At 36.4% G+C, this 25,705-nt stretch carries 22 protein-coding genes and 2 pseudogenes; 5 read left to right on the forward strand and 19 right to left on the reverse strand.

The features are described from left to right. Window positions 1–20: 20 nt before the first annotated feature. Both DFQ12_RS26550 and DFQ12_RS26555 read left to right on the forward strand, forming a co-directional pair. Window positions 21–404, forward strand: coding sequence for a response regulator (locus tag DFQ12_RS26550; protein ID WP_120262039.1), 384 nt, complete (start codon window positions 21–23; stop codon window positions 402–404). Continuing rightward, window positions 397–3,486: a lantibiotic dehydratase gene (locus DFQ12_RS26555; RefSeq protein ID WP_120262040.1), complete on the forward strand. Its 3,090-nt coding sequence runs from the start codon at window positions 397–399 to the stop codon at window positions 3,484–3,486. Before DFQ12_RS26550 ends, DFQ12_RS26555 begins: the two co-directional genes overlap by 8 nt. On the opposite strand, the gene DFQ12_RS26560 is transcribed toward DFQ12_RS26555, so the two are convergent. The 5 genes and pseudogenes from DFQ12_RS26560 to DFQ12_RS28710 all read right to left on the reverse strand — a co-directional run bounded on the left by DFQ12_RS26560 (window position 3,483) and on the right by DFQ12_RS28710 (window position 6,429). After that, complete coding sequence (locus tag DFQ12_RS26560; RefSeq protein WP_120262041.1) at window positions 3,483–4,187, reverse strand: LytR/AlgR family response regulator transcription factor; 705 nt, start codon at window positions 4,185–4,187, stop codon at window positions 3,483–3,485. The two genes, DFQ12_RS26555 and DFQ12_RS26560, sit on opposite strands and share 4 nt — an antisense overlap. 13 nt (window positions 4,188–4,200) lie before the next feature. Further along, entirely contained in the window at window positions 4,201–5,361 is a 1,161-nt protein-coding gene (locus DFQ12_RS26565; protein WP_120262042.1) for a sensor histidine kinase, read from the reverse strand. Window positions 5,362–5,936: 575 nt separating this feature from the next. Next, window positions 5,937–6,212, reverse strand: coding sequence for a hypothetical protein (locus DFQ12_RS26575; RefSeq protein WP_147420484.1), 276 nt, complete (start codon window positions 6,210–6,212; stop codon window positions 5,937–5,939). Between the two features lie 3 nt (window positions 6,213–6,215). Next, window positions 6,216–6,314: pseudogene (locus tag DFQ12_RS28705) on the reverse strand (hypothetical protein); the annotation flags it as partial. Further along, window positions 6,268–6,429 carry a DUF4372 domain-containing protein gene (locus DFQ12_RS28710; RefSeq protein ID WP_120262045.1) on the reverse strand — a complete coding sequence of 54 codons (162 nt, stop codon included), beginning with the start codon at window positions 6,427–6,429 and terminating at the stop codon, window positions 6,268–6,270. The pseudogene DFQ12_RS28705 and the gene DFQ12_RS28710, both read right to left, overlap by 47 nt. A 173-nt stretch (window positions 6,430–6,602) precedes the next feature. Here DFQ12_RS28710 and DFQ12_RS26585 point away from each other — a divergent pair, with 173 nt between their 5' ends. Next, complete coding sequence (locus DFQ12_RS26585) at window positions 6,603–7,058, forward strand: hypothetical protein (RefSeq protein WP_120262046.1); 456 nt, start codon at window positions 6,603–6,605, stop codon at window positions 7,056–7,058. A 405-nt stretch (window positions 7,059–7,463) separates the two neighbouring features. On the opposite strand, the gene DFQ12_RS26590 is transcribed toward DFQ12_RS26585, so the two are convergent. The 13 genes and pseudogenes from DFQ12_RS26590 to DFQ12_RS26650 all read right to left on the reverse strand — a co-directional run bounded on the left by DFQ12_RS26590 (window position 7,464) and on the right by DFQ12_RS26650 (window position 21,788). Continuing rightward, complete coding sequence (locus DFQ12_RS26590) at window positions 7,464–8,387, reverse strand: hypothetical protein (protein WP_120262047.1); 924 nt, start codon at window positions 8,385–8,387, stop codon at window positions 7,464–7,466. 69 nt (window positions 8,388–8,456) lie between these two features. Next, entirely contained in the window at window positions 8,457–9,602 is a 1,146-nt protein-coding gene (locus DFQ12_RS26595) for a M12 family metallopeptidase (protein WP_120262048.1), read from the reverse strand. 4 nt (window positions 9,603–9,606) lie between these two features. After that, the gene (locus DFQ12_RS26600) at window positions 9,607–9,963 is read right to left on the reverse strand and encodes a DUF4377 domain-containing protein (protein WP_120262049.1); all 357 of its coding nucleotides are present in this window, start codon (window positions 9,961–9,963) and stop codon (window positions 9,607–9,609) included. 438 nt (window positions 9,964–10,401) lie between these two features. Further along, window positions 10,402–11,937 (reverse strand): S41 family peptidase, encoded by a 1,536-nt coding sequence (locus tag DFQ12_RS26605; protein WP_120262050.1) that lies wholly within the window; start codon window positions 11,935–11,937, stop codon window positions 10,402–10,404. Between the two features lie 15 nt (window positions 11,938–11,952). After that, on the reverse strand, window positions 11,953–13,680 hold the full coding sequence (locus tag DFQ12_RS26610) for a thiol-activated cytolysin family protein (RefSeq protein ID WP_120262051.1): 1,728 nt from the start codon (window positions 13,678–13,680) through the stop codon (window positions 11,953–11,955). A 127-nt stretch (window positions 13,681–13,807) separates the two neighbouring features. Beyond that, window positions 13,808–14,788, reverse strand: a complete 981-nt coding sequence (locus DFQ12_RS26615) for a hypothetical protein (protein WP_147420485.1) — start codon at window positions 14,786–14,788, stop codon at window positions 13,808–13,810. A gap of 9 nt (window positions 14,789–14,797) precedes the next feature. Next, entirely contained in the window at window positions 14,798–15,952 is a 1,155-nt protein-coding gene (locus DFQ12_RS26620) for a thiol-activated cytolysin family protein (RefSeq protein ID WP_120262053.1), read from the reverse strand. Between the two features lie 21 nt (window positions 15,953–15,973). Next, window positions 15,974–17,161 carry a thiol-activated cytolysin family protein gene (locus DFQ12_RS26625; RefSeq protein WP_120262054.1) on the reverse strand — a complete coding sequence of 396 codons (1,188 nt, stop codon included), beginning with the start codon at window positions 17,159–17,161 and terminating at the stop codon, window positions 15,974–15,976. Window positions 17,162–17,620: 459 nt separating this feature from the next. After that, window positions 17,621–17,962: pseudogene (locus DFQ12_RS26630) on the reverse strand (integrase core domain-containing protein); the annotation flags it as partial. Window positions 17,963–18,477: 515 nt separating this feature from the next. Continuing rightward, entirely contained in the window at window positions 18,478–19,083 is a 606-nt protein-coding gene (locus DFQ12_RS26635; protein ID WP_120262176.1) for an NAD(P)H-dependent oxidoreductase, read from the reverse strand. A gap of 21 nt (window positions 19,084–19,104) precedes the next feature. Then, a complete protein-coding gene (locus tag DFQ12_RS26640; protein ID WP_120262055.1) occupies window positions 19,105–19,743 on the reverse strand; it encodes an NAD(P)H-binding protein in 639 nt (212 codons plus the stop codon). Window positions 19,744–19,892: 149 nt separating this feature from the next. Continuing rightward, complete coding sequence (locus DFQ12_RS26645) at window positions 19,893–20,804, reverse strand: alpha/beta hydrolase (RefSeq protein WP_120262056.1); 912 nt, start codon at window positions 20,802–20,804, stop codon at window positions 19,893–19,895. A gap of 135 nt (window positions 20,805–20,939) precedes the next feature. Continuing rightward, window positions 20,940–21,788, reverse strand: coding sequence for a helix-turn-helix domain-containing protein (locus tag DFQ12_RS26650; protein ID WP_120262057.1), 849 nt, complete (start codon window positions 21,786–21,788; stop codon window positions 20,940–20,942). A 604-nt stretch (window positions 21,789–22,392) separates the two neighbouring features. Here DFQ12_RS26650 and DFQ12_RS26660 point away from each other — a divergent pair. After that, window positions 22,393–22,848, forward strand: a complete 456-nt coding sequence (locus DFQ12_RS26660; RefSeq protein ID WP_120262059.1) for a protein-disulfide reductase DsbD domain-containing protein — start codon at window positions 22,393–22,395, stop codon at window positions 22,846–22,848. Window positions 22,849–22,943: 95 nt separating this feature from the next. Here the strand turns inward: DFQ12_RS26660 and DFQ12_RS26665 are convergent, their stop codons facing one another. Then, entirely contained in the window at window positions 22,944–23,792 is an 849-nt protein-coding gene (locus DFQ12_RS26665; RefSeq protein WP_120262060.1) for an AraC family transcriptional regulator, read from the reverse strand. A gap of 229 nt (window positions 23,793–24,021) precedes the next feature. Here DFQ12_RS26665 and DFQ12_RS26670 point away from each other — a divergent pair, with 229 nt between their 5' ends. Further along, the gene (locus DFQ12_RS26670; protein ID WP_120262061.1) at window positions 24,022–25,701 is read left to right on the forward strand and encodes a GMC oxidoreductase; all 1,680 of its coding nucleotides are present in this window, start codon (window positions 24,022–24,024) and stop codon (window positions 25,699–25,701) included. Window positions 25,702–25,705: the final 4 nt, after the last annotated feature.

Genomic DNA, 25,705 nt, shown 5'->3' on the forward strand with positions numbered 1-25,705 from the left:
GAATATTTAAATCTAAAACAATGGAGAATAGATTTTCTTGTATACTAATTGAGGATGAAGCATTAGGGATTGAAATGTTACAAGACTATATTGGTCGAAGGAACGATCTATTCTTGGTGGGTACCGCTAGCCAGCAATCTGAAATTCAAAGTCTGCTGAAAATTTGTTCTCCTAAATTAATTTTCCTTGATTTAGTCATACCTTTTGGAGATGCTAATGATTTCAATTATTCAAAATTTCCGGAATCTTCAATTCTTGTCATAATTTCTGCTACCCCACTAAACTACTATAAGGGGGACATTCCGTTCGGGGAAAAACACGAACTATTGAAGCCAATTTCCTTTGAAAATTTCAATAATTGTGTAGATAATATATTAAGAAATATACAGTTAACCAATGTATAGGCTTGTTAAACCAGCAGATTTCTTTATAATTAGAAGCCCTAGATTACCAATTAGCTTTTTTGATAAAGTAAATAATTGTAGATCTGAAATGGAATTTTGGGACTTCACTTTAGAGTTCTTTAAAGACCCTCAGGTTCTAGATGCAATTGCGATAGCTAGTCAAGATCTTTTTAATCAATTACAACCATTATTAAATAAACCCTTTACAGAGGAAACTAAGAATATCTTACCGTCAATATATAAGTACATAAGTAGAATGTCTAACCGTCCAACTCCATTTGGAAAATTTTCCTCTGTTTCAATTGGTAAGATCTCATATGTTAAGACCAAGCTGGTTTTAAACAATAAATTTCTTTCTAAATACCGGTTGGATTATGCTAGTCAGGAGATAATAAATAAACAGTTATTAAAAGATGAAAAAACTATTGAAAATATAATCTTTTATCCAAATTCAACCCTCGTCGATAATGGTGAAACATTCTCATATATCGAATTTGTTGATCATATTTCCGATAGAAATTTCAATTGGGCAAGGATCAATTCAAACATACTAATCAAGACAGTTATTGGTAGTGTAAGCACAGGGAAAACAATCAAACAGATTATGAATTCTATCGTGCAGTTTGGTGTAACTGAAATTCAAGCAAGAAAATTCATACTTGATCTGATTGAACATAAAATTCTTATACCGGAAACAGAGCCTATAACTACAGTTGATAGCGTAAATCATTTCTTCAACAAAACACTGAAGATTTCAAAAGGAACATATTTTCATAAAAGTATCATTGAACTTTCCGAAATTTTAATTAATACCGAGATAGAAGGAATCAGCTCTTCGAAAAGAAATAACAAGGAAGCTTTTTCAGGGTTATATCATGAGAATCCCAAAAATCTGTTCCAAGTGGATACAATGAGGGAAATGAACGAAGGCAATTTAAATACTGATGAGCTTTCCATTTTAATAAGGGAGATATTTGAATTAATTCATCTAAATCCCAGCAAAGAATCTGCCGATCTTCAACTTTTTGCGCAAAAATTTTATGCACGATACGGAGATCAGGAAATTCCCTTAATGGAAGCTTTAGACTTCGAAAAAGGTGTTGGATATGGTACCCAAGCTACGTTTTTAGAAAAAGAACTCCCTCTTCTAAAGGGAATAACCGGTAATAAAAAAAACAGTATCCCCGATTATAATGAATTTATTGAATCAATTGTACAAAAATATTCAGCGAAATCAGATTATGATAAACGTACAATAGAACTGAAAGAAAAAGATTTTGAAATTTTTAAGACTCAAAACCATCCAAAAAAGACAAGACTCCCTCTTGGATTCTATATTTTTGGGAACCTATTAGAAACAAATTCTCTCCATAAGGATTTCAGATTTCATCTTAAAGGCTGTGGTGGCTCATCGGGCTTACCTTTGCTTACCCGTTTCTCTTATCTTGATAACACACTTAAGTCCAAACTTGTAAAGCTTGCACAAGAGGAACAAAGCCAACTAATTGAAACCATTCTGGCAGAAATAGTGTTTTATCCAAAAGCAAATGCAGGAAACATTCTTTCTAGACCAAGTTTATTCGAATATGAAATTCCTATTATTAGTCAGTCCGCAGTTGATAAGGATCATACAATACAGCTAAGTGATATTTGTATAAAAGTTGAGAATGGAAAAGTAATTTTAAGATCAAAAAGACTAAATAAATATATTTTACCTCGACTCAGTAGTGCGCATAACTTCTATTATGGAATGACTATTTATAGATTTTTATGTGATGTCCAGCAACAAGAAAATTCCATTAAAATTTCTTGGGACTGGAATTCAAGCATGAAAAAAACATTCTTTCCCAGAATATCCTACAAACATCTTATTCTTTCCCGTGCAGAATGGCATATCCCGTACGTAGAACTTAGGTCCTTAAATTTTAGGGATGATAATGAAAAAATCGAATACATTATAAAAAATTATCAGCTTCCTACAAAAGTTGTAATTGCAAATGGGGACAATGAGGTACTAATTGATCTTGCTAACGAAATAGGAAAACAGATCATTCTAAAAGAATTGAATCATAATGATTTAAGACTAATTGAAAATATTTATGATGAATTTAGTAGCCCAGTAATTAATTCTGACGGTGAAATATTATCCAATGAAATGATTATTCCAATTATTGGAAATTCAGCTAGAGTTCCGAATTCTTTGACGATGCAGTCCGATAAGAGTATAAAACGAAAATTTGTTCCAGGAAGCGAATGGCTATATCTAAAAATTTATTGTGGAGAAAGGGAAAGTGATAGAATCATTCAAGAAGAATTGCAACGAATAGTTCAAGTTCTAAAGCAACATGATAACATTCAGAAATGGTTTTTTATTAGATACTCCGATCCAGAACCTCATCTGCGTGTACGATTTCAATTAAATGGAGAATTTGATAGTACATTTTTAATAGCCTCCAAATGCATAAACAACTCATTGGAACCATTGCTTGAAAACCGACGGATCTCAAAATTCATGTTTGATACTTATGAGAGGGAGCTTGAACGATATGGCTTCACCAATATTGAAAATTGCGAATCAATTTTCAACTTAGAGAGTGAGACTATTACCAAATTATTACCCTATGTTAAACTTGAAGGCGAAAACCTAAGATGGAAGCTCGCATTGAGAATGACCAAGAATCTTCTCTCAGCATTCAATTATACAATTGCTGAGAAAATAACACTACTTAATTTATGGAGAGACAGTTTTTTTGAAGAATTTAGCACTATCCCAAAATTGAAATACAAACTGGATAAAAATTTCAGGGAAAAGAAAGATGAGATTTCTTCTTTTATGGAATCAGAAGACGCTAATTTCGGTTCGATACTTAAGGAATATAATACCAAGATTATATTAAGCGCAGATCAATGTAAAAAGAATAATGATTTTCAAATCATGCCTTCCAGAATAATTTCTTCTCTAGTCCACATGCTATTGAATAGAATTTTCTTCACCAAACAAAGAGAACAAGAAATGGTAATTTACCATTTCCTAGCCAAAAGCCTAATTAGCGAGATAAAGAGAGTAGATCGTGAAAATTAACCTCCTGACAACCCCAAACGTTTAAACAATACCGATTTATATTGGCCGCCAATGGGAACATCGTCTAAACTACCTTTCATTTTTATTATATTACCCTCAACTTGCTTAGCATAATCCAGATTTATAATGTAAGATTTATGAACACGAATAAATTGCTTCGCATTCATTAAGGATTCTTCCATCTCCATGAGTTTTTTCCATACATGATATGTTTTTTCCAATGTTTCTACCCATACATAATCCTTATCTGCTTTTATTGAATACACTTCATCATAAGGTGTAATAATAATGTTTGATCTATCTTTAATAATCAGAAAGTTCCGTTCCTGTTTCATGCCCTTTTCCAAGTTTAAATATGCCTGAGCCTTTTCTACAGTCTGCAAAAGACGATCTACACCAAAAGGCTTTAGTATATAATCTAGGACATTCAATTGATACCCTTCGATAGCATGTGATGGGTCACCGGTAACAAATACAAATAAAGGAGGATTTTTAATACTTTTTAGAAAATTCACCCCATCTAAATCGGGCATTTGAATATCACAGAATACTAGGTCCAATTCGTTTGATTTCAACCCCTTCATCGCATCGAATGCATTATCAAATACACCCACAATTTCCACATCTGGGATTTTTCCTAAATGAGACACCAGTATTTCCTGTGCCAATTCTTCATCATCAATTACGATACATCTAATCATTTCTCAATATTTATTACAATTCAATTTCAAGTATTACGGAGTAGCTATTCAGATTATCTGACACGTTTAACGTGTATTTATCCTTATATCGAAGTTCAAGTCTTCTTTTAACATTTTGCAATCCAATTCCGCCTTTGGAAGGTGCAGGACTGTTTTTATTTACGCCATTTGCGACTAAGAATCTTAAAATACCATCTTCTATAGTTAATGAAACATCAATCCAGGCATCAGCCCTGCTTCTATCTGGTCCATGTTTGATTGCATTTTCAATAAAAGGTAATAGCATTAAAGGTACAATTCGATAAGGCTCTCTTATTTTTGCTATATTAAAATTTAGATTAACGCTATCACCAAATCTGATTTGGGTAAGATCCAGATAATCATTCAAAAATTGAATTTCTTTGGCAATGAATATTTTATCATCATTAGTTTGATAAAGCATATACCGCAGCATATTGGACAGTTTCATTATGATATTTGGGGTACCGGCTTCTCCTTTTTCCGCTAGCCTATATATGCTATTTAATGTATTAAATAAAAAATGGGGAGAAATCTGGGATTTAAGGATTTCCAGTTCCATTTTCAGGTTATCTCGTTCCAGACTTGCTTTATCTAATTCCAGATTACTATTCTTTAATCCTAATTTTGCTTTTTCAAGTTTCAGTTCCGCCTGATCCTTTTCCAATAAGAGTACCTTGTTACCTTCTGCCACCAGAAGTCTAATCAATTTAGGAGCTAATGGAACAGATACAAGTGTCAAAAAATCAGGGAAAGCATTTGGAAATTTTTTAAGTTGATAGATTCCAAAATAACCATCACGAATAAAGAAATTCACATATTTATAAATACCACTGCCTTCCTTTAATTCAAAATCTTTAAGAAGATCGCACGTCAAATAAGTGATATTTAACCACCAGATGTATGAAAAGACAATAAAAATTAAGATGGGAAGTACTTTTCTTTTTTCTATCCATTTTGAAACTAGCCATATAACTGAATAGAACAAGGAAGTGGTAACAAAAAGTTCCTTCGCCACCAATACCCAGAAATAGCTTCCACCTAATCTTCTATACGTAAAATAATACATACAAAAGACCAACACCCAAAAAACTATATGAACTATCACCCGAACATACGGTGTATACCATTTTCCCCAAATAATTTCACTTCTCATTTAATATTGGTTGATTAGTTATATCATATTATTCAATATGTAGTCAAAAATTTACTAAATATAATAAAGAAAAATCTTAAAGAAACGTATTCGGAATATAACATTATTCAAAAATAATTTACGTAAAACGCAACAACCTCTAGCTAAAGCAATTAAAAAAAATATCCACTTTTTTGGTAAACTTAAAGATTTCAAATCGTTACATTTTAAAATATCATGGTATTCTAGTGATTTGACAAGGTCAAAATAGCGTTGGACGAGAATATTTAATATTAAGGTCTTATAAGCGTATTTAGCTTGGCTATAAATTGATGTTAGAATTTTTATCCGCATCGATCAATTTTTGGATAGAACTCTAACTTAAAGATGTTGCACCCTTTTTATAGCAATAAAGGCATGGAGCAGATCGTAATCATAGAGCCTACTGAAGAGAATTGTGGAAAATCAGTTCCAAAAATAATTCGTCATAAACCGAATAATTGCAGATTTCCTATGACTGGTTTGCCATGGGAAAGAAAAGCTGTTAGCTTTTTTACTTTCGTGCACCTTACCATCGGTAATCTCAATAAAAACCGTTAGGAAGCCATCATAGTCAAGTACGGCATGCAGTTTCGCTGCCCCTTATTGCAAAGGAATTTAGCCCAGTCAAATATCGACAGGCATAATGGGATCACTCTGGCATCCATCAGATAGACCTTACGCTTCGATGCCCTGAGCTCACTGCGTTGGCTGGGCTCCTTATTCCAAAGATTGTCCAAAAGGGCCAAATAAAGATCTTTGAAATGCTTATGGTCACGGTGTTCATTCATATAGGAGATGCTCGATTTGCTGGGAGTACGAGAAATACCCATATGCTTCATGTTGCCCTTGGTACTGCCAAGACCGTTACTGATATCTCGAACCGAATCACTGGAAGAGAGATGGCAAAAAAAGCATGCTAACCAGATCCAGATGTGTCCAACTGTTAAGCCCTTTCTGATGTTTGTCGCTATTGTATTTTGATACAAGCTTCTTAAAAACCCGGCCTATCAAAGACAGAAGCTGACTGAAAACGTTTATATTTACCATTGCACTGGAGGCGTATTTGCGTTTTCAATATAAGTTTTTTGAAAGCGAAATACACCACTTTTTTTATGCAGTTTTCCTAATCATTTTGGACAGTAGTATTAACAAATGTATTTTGGTGTAGCATTGTTTAGACATAAACCGTTTAATTAATTACTAATCAAACGAACATAAACATGAGAAATTCATTTAAATTACTTCTTTTATCGGTATTTTTTATATTTAACGAATCTTGTAAAGAAAATGAAATTGAGATTCCTATTATAGACCCTCCAATGTATAGTAACCAATATGCATGGAAAGAAACTGCAATAAAAAAGGGAAATGAAGAATGGAAAGAAATTCCAAATGGAAATATTCTTCGTCTTTACACTGATTATAAAGTAGATGCAGATACTATGTTTGGAGCTTATGAATATAATGGCATAAATGCAAATATTGAGATAAATACTCCATCATCAATATACAAAGGATTTCTTAAAAAGAAAGATTCACTTTTCTTAAAAATACCAAATGAAAATGGACAGGAAAACTCTTATGTTTCCTTGAATTGTGAAATTCTGAGTAACTCCGAAATGATTATTCGGAATAAACAGAGTGATCCCATGGTAAATGTCAAATACAAAAGATAAAAAGAAACCCGTATGGAAAATACGGGTTTCTTTTTTATTATAAATTTGTGTGATTATTGGTTAACCTACAACAATTTGGAGGATTAGGATTACCGTTGTTCAAATATACCTGCAAAGTATATCTTTCTTGAGCAGTCATTGCAGTATTATCAGATTTGTAAACAGTTGGAGCCGATTCTCTATATACATCTGACCTAACTATATTTGGTTAATAGAAATAGTTAGCATACGACCTATCCAAATCTGATAGCACAGTTCTATTAACAGAGTAAGTCCTCCTTGAATTTAATGTGATCAAAGGAAAATTAAAATCTTTAGGGAAATCAGTCATACCGTACATCATAATTGAGATTCTTAATCAATACAAAAGGAGAAGATTATTAAATATGTTGGAGCTGTTCAAGTTTAATTAAAAAATATAGGAAGAATAATTCCGAGCCTTAATCCGTGAATACTTAGATGGGTTTGGTTCAATCTCGTTGTAGGACGGCTTCCATTTTTAAGAAATAAGGTATCTACACCATTAGACGTTTGTTCTGTCAGGTAATTATAAATCAAGAAAATGCTGAACTGGTTTTTTATTTTCGTGGATATTCTTAACGAGTAACCAATATTAAAACCATTTGATAAATGGGTAAAACTTTTGGGATGTTCAAAATTATTGATGAGGTTCCAGTTCCCATAAGAATTGTAATAAACTCTATTCAATATAAAATTACCTTGCAAAGAAAAGATAGGTGAAATCTCGTAATCCTTTTTAATCTTTAGACCAAAACCATCCGCCCGATATTTGTAATAAGATGTTAAATCACTATCTTCCGTTGAATGCATATCAAACTTTCTACGGTATGCAAATACATTTATGCCGGCTCCTAGATTGAATTTCGTGTCTTTAAAAAATAGGTATAGAACACTTAAATTCAATTGACTTTGCCTACCATTTTCACTATCAAAATATAATGAACTAGTCTGCCCTGTTCGGTTATTCTCTTGATAATCTATATCTGTTCCTCTGCCAGATAAGGTCATTAAAAATGCATAAGAAGCTGACAGTTCAAAGAATTTGTATGGTTTATAAGAAAGCTCAATTCCTGTTCCTGAGCTTAATAGGTTCTTAAAATTCAATTCAGAGAGAATATTTGGATTTTCACCAAACATATTTCCAGCGATATTCCAATTAAAATTACTTGTCTCTATTTCTTGATAAATTCGCATGCGCAAACCATCCTGTGCGCTAAGATTATTTGGATATGCAACTTTTATGATACCTATCAATATGATTAAATATGTATGATAAAAGTTTACAGAGAAATATTTCAATTTTTTCATTGGTATTAAAAACCCCCAACCACATTAAAAAGATGGATGGGGGACAATATTGCTTTATTTCACAAATAATTAAAAGTCATTGGGTATTCTACCTCCAGCTGGAGGTGTAGAATTTCCATTATTGAGCTGTGCCTGTAATTGTAAACGTTGGGAAGGGGTTAAAATATTATTATTTCCGTCATAAACTACATCCGCAAGTTCACGGTATACGTCAGAACGTGCTATATATGGAAGATGATAATTATTTAACCAAATTCTATCAAGACCACTTAATAAGGTGCCTGACACAATTGGATCACCGTTTAACTTAGTATACATTGGTAATGAAGTGTTGTTAACATGATCCGTAGAGGAAGTATAAGAATCATATCCCATAATTGAACTGAAATCGTATGCCCCGAAATAAGAATAATTAGTCGTCACCTTCGTGAACTGGGCAAGACCTTTAGTTGTTAGATTATTTGTCTTAATAGAGACATATTGATCTCGATCTGGACGATTCTGTTCATGCATCATACCAATTGCATGGCAAAGCTCATGTACAATTGTAGAATAGTCGTTATCAAAAGGTGGATTTGGAAATGCAAAATCTGCTAATTTTAATTCTTGTTTTCCTCCTTCTGGGCGTCGTCCAATATGGGATGAAGAACTGGCGGATAGATTACCTACATAATTAATTTCTATATAGGGATATGCGAATCCCCAAGTTGGATCAACTGTTGGTTGTCCTGTTGCATTATAAAATCTTACATTCGTATTGTCTTGAATATGATTGAGCGCTAATTTTATTCCATTTATAAAATAATCTTTATTTGGGTGATTTAAGATACTTGGCCCATAAGTAAATCTTACCATAGCCCAAAGTCTATATGGGTCTGCATTCATTCCTAAATTTCTCGGTAAGGTTCCTTCTTTTTTTTCGACGGCAGCTACCGGAATATTAAATACAGGGTGAATGGTGGTATCGGGACTATCTTTGGTTTTACCATCTTCTCCACTTAAATTGCCCTTTTCATCCAAGGCTTTTAGTTGCATTGGAGATAGAATCATATCTCCTCCAAGAATATATTCATCTCCTCTTTTCTCGACGATTATTCCTGATTTTAGGGTTACAAATTCTGAATTTTCACTTTTGATTTCAGTGTCAATTTCGGGATTTTTACTACAAGAAAACACTAGTAAACTTGCTAGTAACAAAATACTTGTTCTTTTCATAATGTTATTTATTTATAGTTACCTGTTCTTTAGAAATAACTTCAATAAGTTTGTAGGTTTTGGGATTTCCATCTATTGGCGGAGTTGCCAAAATAGTTATCTGAACTTTTAGGTTGTAACGGTTTCCTTCCTCGAAAACAAAACCATTAATCTCTTCTAAACCTAAATGATACTCTTCATTATTACCCTCCCTCACCTTTAGCGCTGGTATATCCTTAGTTTGGTCTGGTTTCGCTGGAGGATGGGGTGCGACGTACTCAATATTAGGTTGAATCTCCAACTGTGCAATATAGGTTTGGTCAGAATTTTCTTTGTTGCACGAAAACAGGAAAGTTAACAAAAGGAAAATGCTATTTCTCATGGAGTTTACTTTAAAATCTAAAACACTTTTGGCCTTCAATACTTTTTCGAACTAATATTATTGAAATATTTTCACTCGAAAAAGTTATCTCGCCCAACTCAACTTTGACCCATACAAACAATATGATTTCCTCGATAAAAAAAAAACAGAATTCAATATCTATAACTTCTAAAATAAAAATTCTCTCAACAAGCTCAGAAAAAATAGGTATTGAAGAATGGAGGGTAGCACTTTTCTAGGGATAGTAAAATACGATCGCTGAGTGGAGATTTCGGACATTAGTGTTATACGATTCCGAGGCTAATTGACCAATTTGAACAAAACCACAAAATATAAGTATAAAGTAGCGTTGAAACCTCCCAACTTATTATTTTAATGGTCAAAATCATCCGTATTGACTGGTCAACAGTATCAAAATCTCCAGTAAAGAAAGTGGTTCTATTTTATCTTAATTTTCAACTCATTATTATTTTTAATATTTCCTATTAACCGATCAGTATTAAAATAAAATGAATATTTATCCTGCCTTATTTTATTTCCGGTCTTTAGTTCCATTCTTTTATTTTCCATTCCTAGAATCCAAGCAATAGCTGGGTCATCTTGCCCTCCAAAGTCAGTATCTGTATCGTCACTTAGGGCGACATCAGATTTGATACCTTTGAAATAGTTGCTTTCCCTATTGGTATTTTTGAGTTCATACATCCCTAAATACAGATCAAACTGCCCCACTGGAATTCCAAATGATCCAACTGGCTTACCGTAAGTATATACAGCAGAAAGGTTATCCTCTGATACACCTATAACCTGAACATCCATATACGGTTTTAGAATATTGATCAGTAGCTCACTTGCAGATGCAGTTCTGTTGCTCACTATAAAGTAAACTTTTTTTAAATCCGTCAACCCGTCATCTTTATGAAAATACGTTGTATTGGCTTCCACACTATAATCAATATCATAAAGGCTTATCTCTTTACCATTAATGATAACAGGCCGATGATATTCATCATACAATTTGTAGTTTTCTAATACTTTTGAATTCCCATCCTGCATTTGCCTGTTATAATGTTCAGTATACATAATCTTTGCGTCGGCATTATTAGGTGCAACCAGATTCGCAATAAAATCAGCTGTAATCTGATATCCCCCTTGGTTGTACCGAAGATCAATGATGAGTTCATTAATTTTTTCCTGTGTAAAAGAAAGAAAAATTGGAGTGAGATATTTTTGCGCGTTTTGAATTGTAGTGAAACTATTTAATGCGAAATAGCCTATTGTCCTTTCCCCACTTCTCAATATATTTCGCTTTACAACTGGATTTATCTCATACGAAGCCGCGTTCAAGCGTACTTCTCGTTTCTTAATGCCTTCTTCCATAACTTCCAACTTTATGAAGGACATGGCAAGGGATTTTTTCCATTGATCCAAAAACGATTCCTCAGTTAGTACATTTTCTCCATTTATGGATAAAATTTGCGTCCCTCGTCTTAGCCCTGCTTTACCCGCAGGGGAATTGGGATCAACATATAATAAACGGAGAATATTATTTTTAACCACAACGGACAGACCAAAGGTATTGCTTACATTATAAGCATGCCTACGTTCACTTTCTTGGAATTCTCTAAACACAATACCGGAATATTTGGGTCTATTCAGATCAAATATATTCCGTTCATAAAGCTCGCCTGTCGCAGCATCTTTTGCAAATTGCGTAATTTCAAATAATCCATTTTCATAACACCGAAACTCATTCAGACCTTGATTATAAAACCGTGAGGGGTTGAAACGATCAACTGAAGGAAGTTGATCGTTCCATAAATACACCCCCTGAGCGAGAAAAAATATAGAGTCCAGATTTTCAATTATTCTTTTCTGCTCTTTAGATATTTGAGGGATATCATCATTCTTTTTATTGCAAGATTGCATTAGAAAGATGACCAACAAAATTACAATTCCAATATTCGCTTGCTTCATTTTGATTTCAAAATTCTAATTAGGATATGCCTCACCTTTCCTCTGTGCCTTGTAATGGTCAATTACTCTCGGAAGAACATAGTAATTCTCACTAGAAACCATATCAAAGTGACAATAGTCCCTAGATAAAGTCGCATCAGATCCGTAGCGGACATAATAGAATACCCTTTTATTCTCAATCAATTGATCAGATGTCGGGTATTTCCAAGTTTCACTTTCAGTTCGTTTACCGTCATTCCAAGATCCGACCCAATTAGAAGTACTTAATGAACCATAATCCCGTTCATATTTATAGTCAATAAAGATCGGAGCATCACTATACTTTCGGTTCGCCGTTGGGTCTTTATAAAAACTCATGTAGATATCTGAATAAGTGAATTTTGGATTTGAGGATGAATTAGCCTCCCAATTGCTATTTTTATATTCAATTCGGACATAAGGTTTTTCAAAAGGCCCATAGTTAATCTGAAAAGGAGCTTCGACCAATCCGTTTCCACTATTTAAATAAGCTAGTTGAAAGGCAATAGGCACTCCTGGACTTGCCTTGGAATACGTTGTATTAGCACTCAATACTTGAATAAAACCACTCAATCCTGAAACGGAAACTGCAGGTGAAGTATCTGTGCCAATCCCGGTATATTTAACTTTAATACTCGCTTCATTTATAATAGTTTTCTCTTCCGCAGTTAAAGCCGTACCTATCCCAATCATATTTTTTAATATTCCGAGCTGTTTATAAACAGCGTTATACAATTTAGTCGAACTATAGGAAGATTCTATTACCATGATACCCATGCGACCATAGGTCACACTTTTTACATACACCGGAGTCACCCCTCCGGTAATAGCCTGCATATTCAGACCAGTAGGATCAAATAATTGCGTATTATTTGTGGGCACATCCATGTCAATTGTAAAATTGTGCTGGAAAAATTTAATCTTAATCGCCGATGTTGAAGCAATTAGGTGATTCTCGCCCTGTTGAGTAGTATTTGTATTAATCAAAAATGCATCTAAGCCCTTATTGAATCCATAAATAGTTTTTAATTCCTCATATACACGGAAAGTATCCATTTCTACTATCAAAGAAGCTGCCCCCACGTCACCGGGATTTGTATTCTCTAAATCTGTCAGCGCCGCGTTATATAAAGCAGCTTGTGAAACCGGACGGGGAAGACTTGTACGGGCAACAGCCGAACCAGAAACTGGCATGGAAGTAGATATGGTAATCGGTCGGATATTATTGGAAATACCTGTTAACATTTGTGGTGAAAAAACACCTTCTATACTCTGGCCCTTTAATATAGCGCCCGGATAAATATTGAGTCCCATTGATTGATCTGTAATAGTGAACATCTGGGATTTATATTTCTGATAAAAATATAGTTTATTTGGATCAGGAGTAGGAGCATTACTACCGTTAACAATTATTCCCGGACCATCTTTATAACCGCCTGAACCTGCTTTTGGTTTAAATGGATTATCTTCGTCCGGTGGGGTAGTCACATCCGCTCTTTTCCCTCCTGATGATCTTTTGCTAGACGAATTATTGTCTGGATTAGATTTTGAACTGACTGTAAAATCTTGGATCTTCGGTATTCTTAATTGATCCAACGCTTGTCTACCGCTCGTATTGTTAAAGTCGGATTCCAGTTTAGAACAACTGATGGTTAAAAAAATCATCAGTACCAGCGGAACATATTTCATGATCCGTGACAAGAAATAATTCTTTTTACTTTTCATACTTTTCTAGAATTTTATAAGCACAGGTATCCTTGGCATACACAAAACATGATGCTTATTGGTTAAAAACTGTATTATTGAATAATTTAGATTTTGTTAAAAGCGTAAAATTCTAACAATATTAAGCTCAATTTCCGAGTGGCATTCCATTTCCTATTGCCCATTTTCGGGTTCTTTTTTCCTTCATCTGACCATTTTCATTATAAATATTATAACTAGCGCTTACCACATTATTCTGAGTATTATAATCAGTAATTTTTATGGAATAATCAGCGGGAATATTATTGGTCTCTTTGAGATTATCCTTCCAAATTAAAGGCTGTTTTCCTGCCCATTTATCTTCAACGCTAGTGACTATCTGCAACCTAGCCACAACGCCCTCAGGTATAAAGGTCATATATTCATGATTATTAATTGGAATATTTCCTGCTCCCCCAGAAGGATAATAGGCATCGGTAGCATCTATATCTTTGGTATAGCGAACTGAAAAATCCCGCTCGTAACATACCAATTGAGTTCCCCGCTGTCCGAGGCCCATATTCCCTCCTCCCCTATTAAGGTCTTTGTCAGTGCCCTCCCTTACCAATAACGAATTTTGGTACCATTGTACTAAAGAAATATTGTAATCAACATAAGACCAATCTAAGGGCTCCTCAACCTTATACTTTTTGGTATAAAATTTCTTGCTGTCAAGATCTATATTCGCAAGAAGTTGAACGTACTTATTCGGAATTTCCAAATCATCAAGAATGAGGCGCAATGAAAGCGTGGCATGGTTAGAATTAATATATTTATTGGGCGATACTAAATAAGTAAAAAGCTTTTTTGAATTTTCAGGGATTTCACTTGCTTCAATTGTCGGGCAAACTTCTGAAAAAATCGTCTTCCCATCTTTATTATCGACCCTGACCTCCAAAGTATTATCCAGTGTACTTACCACATAATATTGGTTACCCATACTATCTGTTTTGGTATCGGTTCTCCATTTTTCATTTTTCTTTTCAGGAATGTTTGGAGTATCTTTTTTACATGAGAAAAAGAAAAACCCAATTAAAAATAATCCTATTAATACCCCTGAACTTTTTGGTCTACATGTTGTACTCATCATAAAATATATTTAATGGTCAATTCTAAAGGTTGTTTTAAATGGCGAGTTATCTTTTAGATATTTTGCCGTATAGTGAATCGGGACACCTGGATCACTTGCTGTAAATGTACCTACGTTCTGTGCGATAAAATCAGATACCCCATCTGGACTTGGATTGATCAATAGCTGTATCACATTATTGCCCATGGTACTTCCCAAAAGATAGATCGTTATACGACAACTGGCAAAAAGATTAGTTTCTTCCTGTGTATAAGATTCTGTTGTTTTTTTAAGGATCTTTTTTATCACCTTTTGAAAAGCACTCTTCATTTCAGAACTATTGTTGTTAGATTCAAGTACCAGTAATCCGAACCTACCATAAGTTACGGAATTAATATATACCGGCGAAATTCCATTAAAAGCATTAGCTGGAATAGAAGCCATATCAATAAGCTCATTAGCAGTGGGATCAGACATTGTATAAGTAAAATTCTCGACAGTATAACTGGCCACAAATTTAGTTGAATAGTAAGTTCCGCTTGAATAGGAATCAAAATTAGTATTTGTCGAAGAAAATAGCCTATGCTGATTTACATTATAACCAAAAGCATATTTCACTTCCTCATATCTTGAAAATGCGGCAAAATAATCAGAGTAGTTAAGTATCGTATTACCTGAAAAGCCGGGAGCCAATAGCGCATTCCGTAAAAATATACGGCTATTTGAAAGACTTGGAGAGGATAGAGTGCCAATTGATAAACTAGAAGGAAATGATAATTGAACACTGATCGGTGCGGTCTGATAACCGGAAAAGGTTTCAAATTGATCCGATGCTATTGACGCTGCCTTTAAAAGTGAACCGGGATAAATATAACTTAGATTACCCGGTGTTACTACCATCTCGTCAGATTCATAAAATGAGCTTGTCCCTAAACCATTGGACCAGACACTGTCCCGGAGATGTATCATTCCTGCAGTTTTTTTCTTGTCAAATACTGTTTTGACGTCATTATTTTTATTCCTAAGATCAACAATATCCAAGGGTGCTATACGGAGTTTGCTAAAATATTCCGAAAGGAGTTTCCCATCACCTTTTTCAGCAGGCGATGGGCTCTGAATTTCCTCTTTTTTACATCCAATAAATAAAAGAAGAGAAAAAATGGCTATGATTTTTTTGATTTTCATACCAGACAGATTTTAAATAACCTAATTGGGTATATTAAGTTTGAATTGATTCCTAAACGTCGAAAAATCATCAAGATAATTTAGCGAGTAATAGAGAATGTCGCCGGGACTATCTTTTGTAAAGCCTCCGTTTTTTGCTAGAACCTCAGCAAACCCCTCAAGGCCAGTTGTTATAGCCTTGACAATACTCTTCCCATCCGCCCCAATTATATAAACTTTCATCCGAGAATTCTCTAAAGTAGCCTTTTGCTCCTTTGTGAGCCTCAATTTCAATTCCGCAGAGAACTTTGGACCGAGGCTATCTGTAGAGGATATATTTAACATTTGGGCTGATAAAGTTAATGCAACATTCAGGGTGTTCTTAACCATCGTATAAGACGAATCTGATTCCATGATAAAAATCCCTTTTCTTCCATAGGTCACTGAACTAACAATTACGGGGCGGATGCCATTAAATATAGAATAATCGAAGTTGCTCTTAAGGTAAGGCTCATAGATAGGTGGTTCGATAGCAATAGAAAAATTTTCCTGTGTAAATTCTGCCCTTACTAAAGTAGCAAAGTTCGTGGTAGCCAGCGAATCCAGATAATTCACAGTTAAGATTCCGGCCAAATTCAAATTCGCCCCAAATGACTTTTTAAGTTCTTCTGTTTTCCTAAATTGGCTTTGTTCATAAGTAAATGATTGAATCTGATTTCCCGCAGCAGAACTCAACGCAGCCCTTAAATAACTTAAATCTTGTATTTTGGAAGGAATGACCGTCCGGTAAATACTATCTGTAGGAAAATTCGCATACATTGTTATGGGATTTCTCATTGTTGCGGGAACAAAGACGGGATTAACATTATTGACATCAATAGCGGCTTCCCCTCTTAAGATAGCGCCAAGATATAATTTACGTCTAGTCTCTTCAAGAACCGCTGGAATATCTGTGGTTTCATAAAATGAAGTTTTTCCAGCATTATTCGGCCAAATACTGTCTCTGAGAAATGTAAGTGAATTTTGTTTGCCTTTTTTTGTAAATCCCTGTATTCCTGCCGTATCAAAATTTGAAAGATTTATCTCCGTAGGTTTAAAGGTGTAAGTTTTTAGACCTTTAAGTCCAGAATTAGGCTCAATTGTTCCTCCCGGAACGAGGTCTTTGGAACAGGAAGTGATTAAAACCACAAATGATGCTATTAAAACAATGCAATTTAGTGTCTTTTTCATAATCGGTAATATATAAAGTTTAAAATTGGACAATTCATACCCAAACTTTCCCTTTCTTCTTTTATAATATCACCGAATATATCTCCCCTAATGATATCCAGTTGGAATAAAAAGCAGTAATTTAAAATACTTTCATCTCGAATTATAAAAGATCTTCTTTCCCTAATTATTGATAATTCTAGACCTTATTTAATTAACAACCAAATTAACTCGACAAACAACGTTTTTACCAATACAAACATGTCAATTGACACGATGAAAAAATTACAGCCTCATGATTTTTTTCCTTTTGTTAGTAGATTCTTATCCAACAAATGAATAGTTAGTGAAATTGATTTTCGGCAAACTCGAGCCTCTATATTATTGACGAAAGATATCTTTATTATCACCCTTGACCTCTCTTCAAAAAACTGGAGCATTTAAAAGTAGAGAATTCGGACTTGTGACCTCGCCCCAAATTTAGGAGTGTTCTAAAGTAGAAAATTCCGCTGTTTTGACCTGTTTTTCGATAAACATTTCAGGTGTCAGATCCCCTAAACAGCTGTGGGGTCTGAAGGTGTTGTACTCTTCCCTCCAGATTTCAGTTTTTTCCTTCGCATCTTCCAATGACAGGAACCAATGCGCATTTATGCACTCGTCACGGAAACTTCCATTGAATGACTCAATATACGGATTATCTGTTGGTTTCCCCGGTCTGGAGAAAACTAATTCCACCTGATGTTCATAAGCCCACCTGTCGACTTCCTTGGAGATAAATTCCGATCCGTTATCCACTTGGATTTTCCTGGGTATTGCCTGGTTGGAGATTTCAGACATCGAGACCATACGATTCCGAGGCGAATTGACCACTTTGAATAAAACCAAAAAAACTAAGTAAAAATGGATTTGTGACTTCTCAACGTAATATTCAAATGGTCAAAATTGTCCGAATTGAATGGTCATCTGTTTTCATATTTGGATGGTCAATTGTATCAAAATATCCATTATATAGGAAAATCATATATAATTCTATTTGCCTGTTTTTATCTTTTTTATAAACTGTAATAAAGGAACTAAAAGTTCTACTGTACTCTCGTGACCTCCACTTAAGGAGACACTTAACAGAAAGTGTCTCCTTTTTTTATACATATAAAAAACAGTTGACCAGATAGTTACAACCTATTCCTTTAGCGTTCGAAAATTTTAACAAAATTAGTTAGACTTCGGTTACCAATTACTCTAAAAATCTGGTTTACAGCCTCCCTACCTCCTTTTTCCATTGTCCGAAATCCCCTTAGGGATCTTTAGCTATTTAATAGCTATGCAGAAATGTTTAGTCATGATATATTTATAGCCTCAAGATGTGCCCTATAGCTTTCTAAATCCTCCTTTGGCGTACCGTTCTTCACGACGTCAAAGCTATTAAATCCCGGCAGAATGGTGCTTCCACAAAAAGCATAATTACTGGTAATATTCAACAGCAAATCTGCCGTAGTCTTGCCCTGCATGAGCTTTTGACTATCATTGCCAAATGCTGCTTCGGGAGCATTCCATGTGGCCGAAACCATAAATTTCTTTGACAACAGCTTTCCCCCACTTCCATATTGTCTGCTCATATCCTGTCTGCTCCTACCATCTCCATCTAAAAACTCGCGTTTCACATAGCCTGCTTCAAAGAGTTCGTCTGTATATTTTTTGTAGATCCAAGGAGCGCCAAACCAGTTAATCGGTGTCTGAAGGATAATAATATCTGCTGCTAGATGCTTGGCAACCTCCTGCTCCGAATCATAGCCATTTTCAATCTTGGTTTCCAGCACCTCATATCCCTGCGCCAAAAAGAAATCACGGGCAACTTCCTGAAAAGAAGCATTCAACTTTCCCTCCGACCTATTGGGATAGGTTAAGTGCGCATTGATCAGCAGTGCTGTTTTCTGTTCTCTCATTTCCATGTATTCAAACAAATACTAATAAAAATCCGGTTTATCACCATATACGCCCGGTTTATTGACACCGACACTTGCTTTGCTATCTCGGGCAGGATCAAGAATAATAGCAGCGATATAGGCCCCTACAGCTTTTCTTGACACCTCTGTACCGCGAAAAGGTTCATTTTTTTGCGTAGTCTCATAATCGGTTTCATCTTTGTCTGTTAACCATGAGGGGCGAACGACAGTATAATCAAGACCCGATGCCTCAACAATCTTCGTAGCTTTGCTATAACGGACCAGTTCTGCTCCGATAATACGGTTATTCCATTCGCCAAATTTGCCCGCAACCTCATTGTGGACACCGAGCGAAGTCACAAAGATCAGCCGTTTCACTCCTTTTCTTTTCATCGTCGCAGTAATTGCTGTCGCCATTTTATCCACCTCACCCGCAAGGTTCGCATAGACGATATCCTGTCCTTTAATGGCGCGGTCAAGATCCTGCTCATTCAATACATCGCCTTCGATAAGGTGTGTACCTAATGTCTGATTTGCTGAAAAATGTGAAGCATTTCTGACGAAAAATGTGAGTTCAATATCTTTGTTGTCCTGCAAAAAACCAATTACGTGTTGTGCTATAGCACCTCCTGCTCCCAGGATGAGTACTTTCGTTTTCATATGTTATCCTAAATTATTGTCCTTAAAACTAATTTCCCGACTTTGGAATGTTTGATTTGATTTACTCAGGCACTGCTGTGGCTGATAGTTGTATACCAATGGCCAAATTTTGAGCATTAGCCATTGGTATTATGAAATCCTTCCGTTTACTAGAGATTTTCTTTGTAAAATGGAATCAACTTGGCCAAAGCTTGTCTTACTGGTTCAGGCTTATCGTAAAGATCATAGTGAGACCATCCTTCCACGACAACCAGTTCCTTTTTCTTTGAAGCTGCCCGACGAACAATTTCAAATCCATCCCTGTAGGCTCCAAAAGCACCTGGTTTGCTTCCTACAATAACTAACAAAGGCTGTGTCAACAATACTTCGGCAAGGTTGAAAGCATCCCATGTGATTGCTGCCGCATTGTGTGAGAATAAGGTTTTATTGACACCATTGGCGCTTTCACCACGCGAAGTACGGTAGTACTCAGTCGCCTCCAGCAGATCAATATCCGCATTGGCCTCTTTGGCCATTTCATAGGTTGGATATAAACCTTGGTCCACACGCAGCGCTGCACCTCTGGCTTCGGCTGTACGTTGTGCGGCAATTGCCTCAAGATTAGCGATCGGATCACCAAACTCGCGCATCACGCGACCATAGTTTGCTCCCGTAACAGTTGCCAACGCTTTAATACGGCGCTCTTTCATTGTTGCATTGATGGAATATCCTCCGGCACCGCAGATGCCCAATACGCCGATACGTGCCTCATCAACAAATGGCAGTGTAACCAAATAGTCAACAGCATAGCTGTAATCCTCTACACGCAATGATGGATCTTCGATAAAGCGTGGTTCACCACCACTTTCTCCCTGAAAGGATGCGTCTGGTACCATTACCACGAATCCAGCATCGGCAAATGCCTGTCCGTATACATTGCCCGAGGTCTGCTCTTTACAACTTCCGATAGGGTGTGTACTGATGATGGTCGGATATTTTTTGTTCTCGTCAAAATCTGCAGGGAATAATAGATCTGCTGCTATATCCCAATAAAGTGCTTTAAATTTTACTGACTTTTTCATTTTAATATTTTTTTAATTGTGATTGATTTTACCTTTGCTTTCATGACTTTGTCTCATTTACTCATCTTGATAGAACAAAGTTACTGCAGCTCAAAGGCTAAGCTTGAAAACAAATCACCTTAAAAACGATACTTTTTACTGATTGCGGTAAATTTTTGGGGAGATACCGGTTTTCGTCCGAAAAAAGCGGGTAAAATAGGTCGGATAGTCAAAGCCCAGGTCATAGGCAATCTCATTGATGGTCAAATTGGTCTGACGGAGTTTCTCCTTGGCTATCTGAATAATATATTGATGGATATGTTCCAGTGGCGACTTGCCCGTAAAATGTTTGATCAGGTCTCCAAAATAGTTGACAGACAGGTTACCTTTTTCAGCAAAATACGCCACTGTCGGCATTTTGTTCTCGCCATCTTGTGCTGAATAATATCGGTCCAGTTCTTTATAAAAATCGGCTACAACCTGATTGTATATTTTGCTGCGCGACTGGAACTGCCTTTCATAAAAATTCTGGGTATAGGAAAGAATCAGCATGGTATAGGATACAAGCACGTCTTCGGAAAAACCATCCTGACAGAATTCGTCATAGGCTTTGATAAAAAGATCGGAGAGAATACGACTTTCCCGATCAGTTAGAAAGAGTGCTTCATGCCTATTGTAGCCCGTGAAACTATAGTCTTTGGCATATTTTTTTAAGATCTTTTCATTGATAAAAATACCATACCCCATAAAGGGTCCCGAGAGATCCCATTCCATTAGGTTACCCGGTCTATCTAAAAAAAGATAAGAGGCGGACATCTCGGCTATCGGTGGTTGCACCTCAATATTATTCTTGATGGCAATCAGGTAGAAATCCAGTTCGACTGGATCTGATTTCAGCAAAATCTCTTTTTGCTGGTCATAATGAATCACCTGAATACTATCGTTTGAGGATGCCTTCACATTGATATATTTCAGGAATGCCGGTATATTGTATTTCTTTCCCATCGTGCAGCTAATGCTTATAAATTTACAAATTTAACTTTCGTCTCCATCAAAAAACGATACATTTCACTTAAAGAATGAAACAAATCACCGTGAGCTGATTACCCAAAAACCAAGATGCTTCGCGGCTAAACATAACGAGGTACATAAAGAAAAAATAAAATGCCGGGTTAAACGACGTCCCTCCATATTTTCACTATTATATTAAAAGCACTAGAACACGCTTTATTATGGTCAAATTTAATCTGATCAATGATTTCCATAATCATATGCTCAAAGCTTTCAAATTTCCAATAGAGTTCTAGGTACTTGCTCGCTTGGAAATAAACATTGTATAAACTTAGAAAAGCTTGTTCAAAACCATATCCATGCAAAAAATATTTCGACAAATTCAATAAAATTAGTTAGACTTTGGTTACTAACACTACAAAAAAGTAGCGCTATAGCGTCTATTCTATCCTCTTTTTTAAGTTCGATTTCTGCCTCTTAATAAAAGCAACAAATTCAGTCTCTAAGAATATTAAGGTCATTCAAAATGAAAAATTAACTATATTGTAGCAACGAATACAATTAAGACGTAAATTTCATCCCTCTAACTAAAAAATAAATGAAAAAAGTAGTTCTTATGTTGGCACTTATCGGATTCACAATTTCCTCGGTGAAATGCCAGATTTTCAAACCAGTAAAATGGACATTTGCATCTAAGAAAATTAATAGCAACGAAGCTGTAATATTCGTAAAAGCTACTATGGACGCCGGCTGGCATATTTATGGATTGAACGTTCCACAGGGAGGGCCTGAAGCTACCAAATTTGTATTTACAAAATCAAAAGATTTTAACCTCATTGGGAAGGTCTTGGAACCTAAACCGAAAAGTAAATATGAGGACGTATTTAAAGTGAATGTTCCTTTCCACGATAAGGAAGTTATATTTCAACAAAAAATAAAACTTAATTCTTCCACGCCAACCAGAATATCCGGAAAGGTATCATTTATGTCTTGTGATAAAACGCAATGTCTTCCTGAGGACGATTATAATTTCGCTCTAGTAATTAAAGAATAAATCTCAAAAAGATAAACCCATTCCGAGACTATACAATGGGTAAAGAACGAACCGTATTAGACCATCTGTAAAACCATAACATGAAGAGGCAGCCATTACCCCGTACGAAACTGTTTCCTATATTTTAGCGGGGATGCCTTTGTCACGACCTTAAATTGTTTACTAAAATGTGCCCAGCTGTTATAGCCGCTATTATAACAGATATCCAAAATAGGCCGATCTGTATCGCGTAATAGTTTGCAGGCATGACCGATCCGGAGTTCTTTGATAAAATCAAAATAACTCTTTTTTATGTTCTTTTTGAAAAAACGGCAAAATGCTGAAACAGACATATTGGTGCTGGAAGCAACCTCTTCGAGTGAAATCGGATTTAAAAAATTCTTAAAAGAATAGTCTATTATCGCTTCTATAACGATGTTTTCCTCTCTACCGGCAATCGTGTCAAAAGCCATTGTAATCACCTTATGCTCTTCGGACGATCCAATCTGTTCCATACAGTTCAATAATAACTGAATACGTTCAAGCCCCTCTGTATTTTCTATTTTGCGGATCATGAGATCAATTTCCGCTGAAAGATTTCCCATAAGCTGAATTCCTGTGCTGTCATTTTTCAACAATCCAGCGATCACATGCATCTCGGGCAGCGCCAGAAATCCCGGCCCCCAAAAGTCCTTGAGGAAATGAACAACAATAGCACTACCAACCGCATCCTGCCTGGATTTACGGAACCAATGTGGCAGATCCGAACCGAGGAAGAACACATCTCCCTGCTTATAATCGCCGATATAATCACCAATAAGCGCTGTTCCATTACCTTCTGTGATCACAATCAGCTCACACTCGGGATGCCTATGCCAAGCCGTTTCAAAAGTGGGCGTCCTGTACGTTCGACAAGCGAAAGAATACTGGTCTTCGACATGTATTTTCTGGATCAGTGTTTTCATGATAAATTATTGCTAACGAATACATCTGCTATCTGAACACATAATATACGATTATAAACACAACAAATAGCAAGATAGCATATTTTTTCACCCAAATAGCGGTTGAAAGATGCTCAACTGATGCTGTAAATTTATCTTACGACAAGGGAACCACATGTAAGCGTATGCGGCTATCGCATAAGAATAAACCGAAATAAAATTATGAACTCAATTTCAACGATAACCAAGTATGGAAAATAATACCTATGATGCCATCGTCGTTGGCTCTGGCATCAGTGGCGGATGGGCCGCCAAAGAGCTTTGTGAAAGGGGCTTAAAAGTTCTGATGCTGGAACGCGGCAGCCCTTATGAACATGTCAAAGATTATAAATCTGCCCTACGGGAACCCTGGGATCTCCCACACCGCGGGCGCACAACAGTAGAACAGAAAAAGAAATATCCCGTAATCCACCGCGGATGGGCAGCCTCAGAAGCGGTCATGGATGGTTGGGTAAATGAAGAAGACTGTCCCTATACCGAATTGAAACCCTTTACATGGTGGCGCAGCTACCGCATGGGAGGACGATCAACCTTATGGGGTAGACAGTCCTATAGACTGAGCCAAATGGACTTCGAAGCCAATGAGCGAGATGGGATTGCCGTGCCATGGCCCATAGGTTACAATGATATCGCTCCTTGGTATGACCATGTCGAAAAATTTGCCGGAATCAGCGGATCCCTAGAAAATATTGCACACCTTCCGGATGGACAGTTCTTACCCCCCATGGAGTTGAACTGCGTAGAAAAAGATGTAGCCAAACGCATTAAACAAGAATATGGAGACAAGCGGCACCTGATCATTGGACGGGTTGCAAACCTTACAGCCCTGATCCCAGGGAGATCAAAATGCCAATTTCGGAACCGATGCTGGGAAGGATGCCCTTTTGGAGGCTATTTCAGCACCCAGTCCTCTACCCTACCTGCCGCAATGAAAACAGGTAATTTGACCGTCAGGCCTTATTCGCTGGTTCGGCAGATCCTGTATGACAAAAACACCAAAAAGGCCACTGGTGTTGAGGTCTTAGATACCGAGACCAACCAAACCTATGAATTCAAGAGTAAAGTAGTTTTTCTATGTGCTTCAGCCCTTAACAGCACTTGGGTCCTATTTAACTCCGCAACGGACATTTGGCCTGAAGGTTTAGGGAGCAGCAGTGGCGAGTTGGGTCATAATGTGATGGACCATCATTACAACATCGGTGCTTCCGGAATAGTGGAAGGCTATGAAGACCGCTATATATTCGGTAAAAGAGCCAATGGGTTTTATATTCCCCGATTTGTCAATATTGGCAGTGACAAAAGAGATTACCTGCGTGGTTTTGGCTACCAAGGCGGTGCCAGCCGTGAAGGTTGGGGCAGAGAGGTTGCCGAACTCAATATAGGTGGTGATTTTAAAGACGCACTTACTGAGCCCGGCCAGTGGACTATCGGCGCAACAGGCTTTGGAGAGATACTGCCCTATCACGAAAATAAAATCTCACTGGATAAAGATCGTAAAGATAAATGGGGCTTGCCTGTATTGGCGATGGATGCTGAACTGAAAGATAATGAGTTGAAGATGCGAAAGGATATGCAGGAAGAAATGAAAGCAATGCTTACTATCGCTGGTGTAAAAAATGTAAACACCTGGGACAGTGGCCATGCCATGGGACATGGTATCCATGAAATGGGAACCGCGAGAATGGGACACGACCCCAAAACCTCGGTGCTCAACAAGTGGAATCAGGTTTGGGATTGTCCCAACGTATATGTTACCGATGGCGCCTGCATGACTTCATCGGGTTGCCAAAATCCATCATTGACCTATATGGCATTGACAGCACGGGCTGTAGACCATGCCGTCAATGAGCTCAAGAAAAATAATAGCTAAGCCC

The sequence above is a fragment of the Sphingobacterium detergens genome, from assembly GCF_003610355.1.
GTDB lineage: Bacteria > Bacteroidota > Bacteroidia > Sphingobacteriales > Sphingobacteriaceae > Sphingobacterium > Sphingobacterium detergens.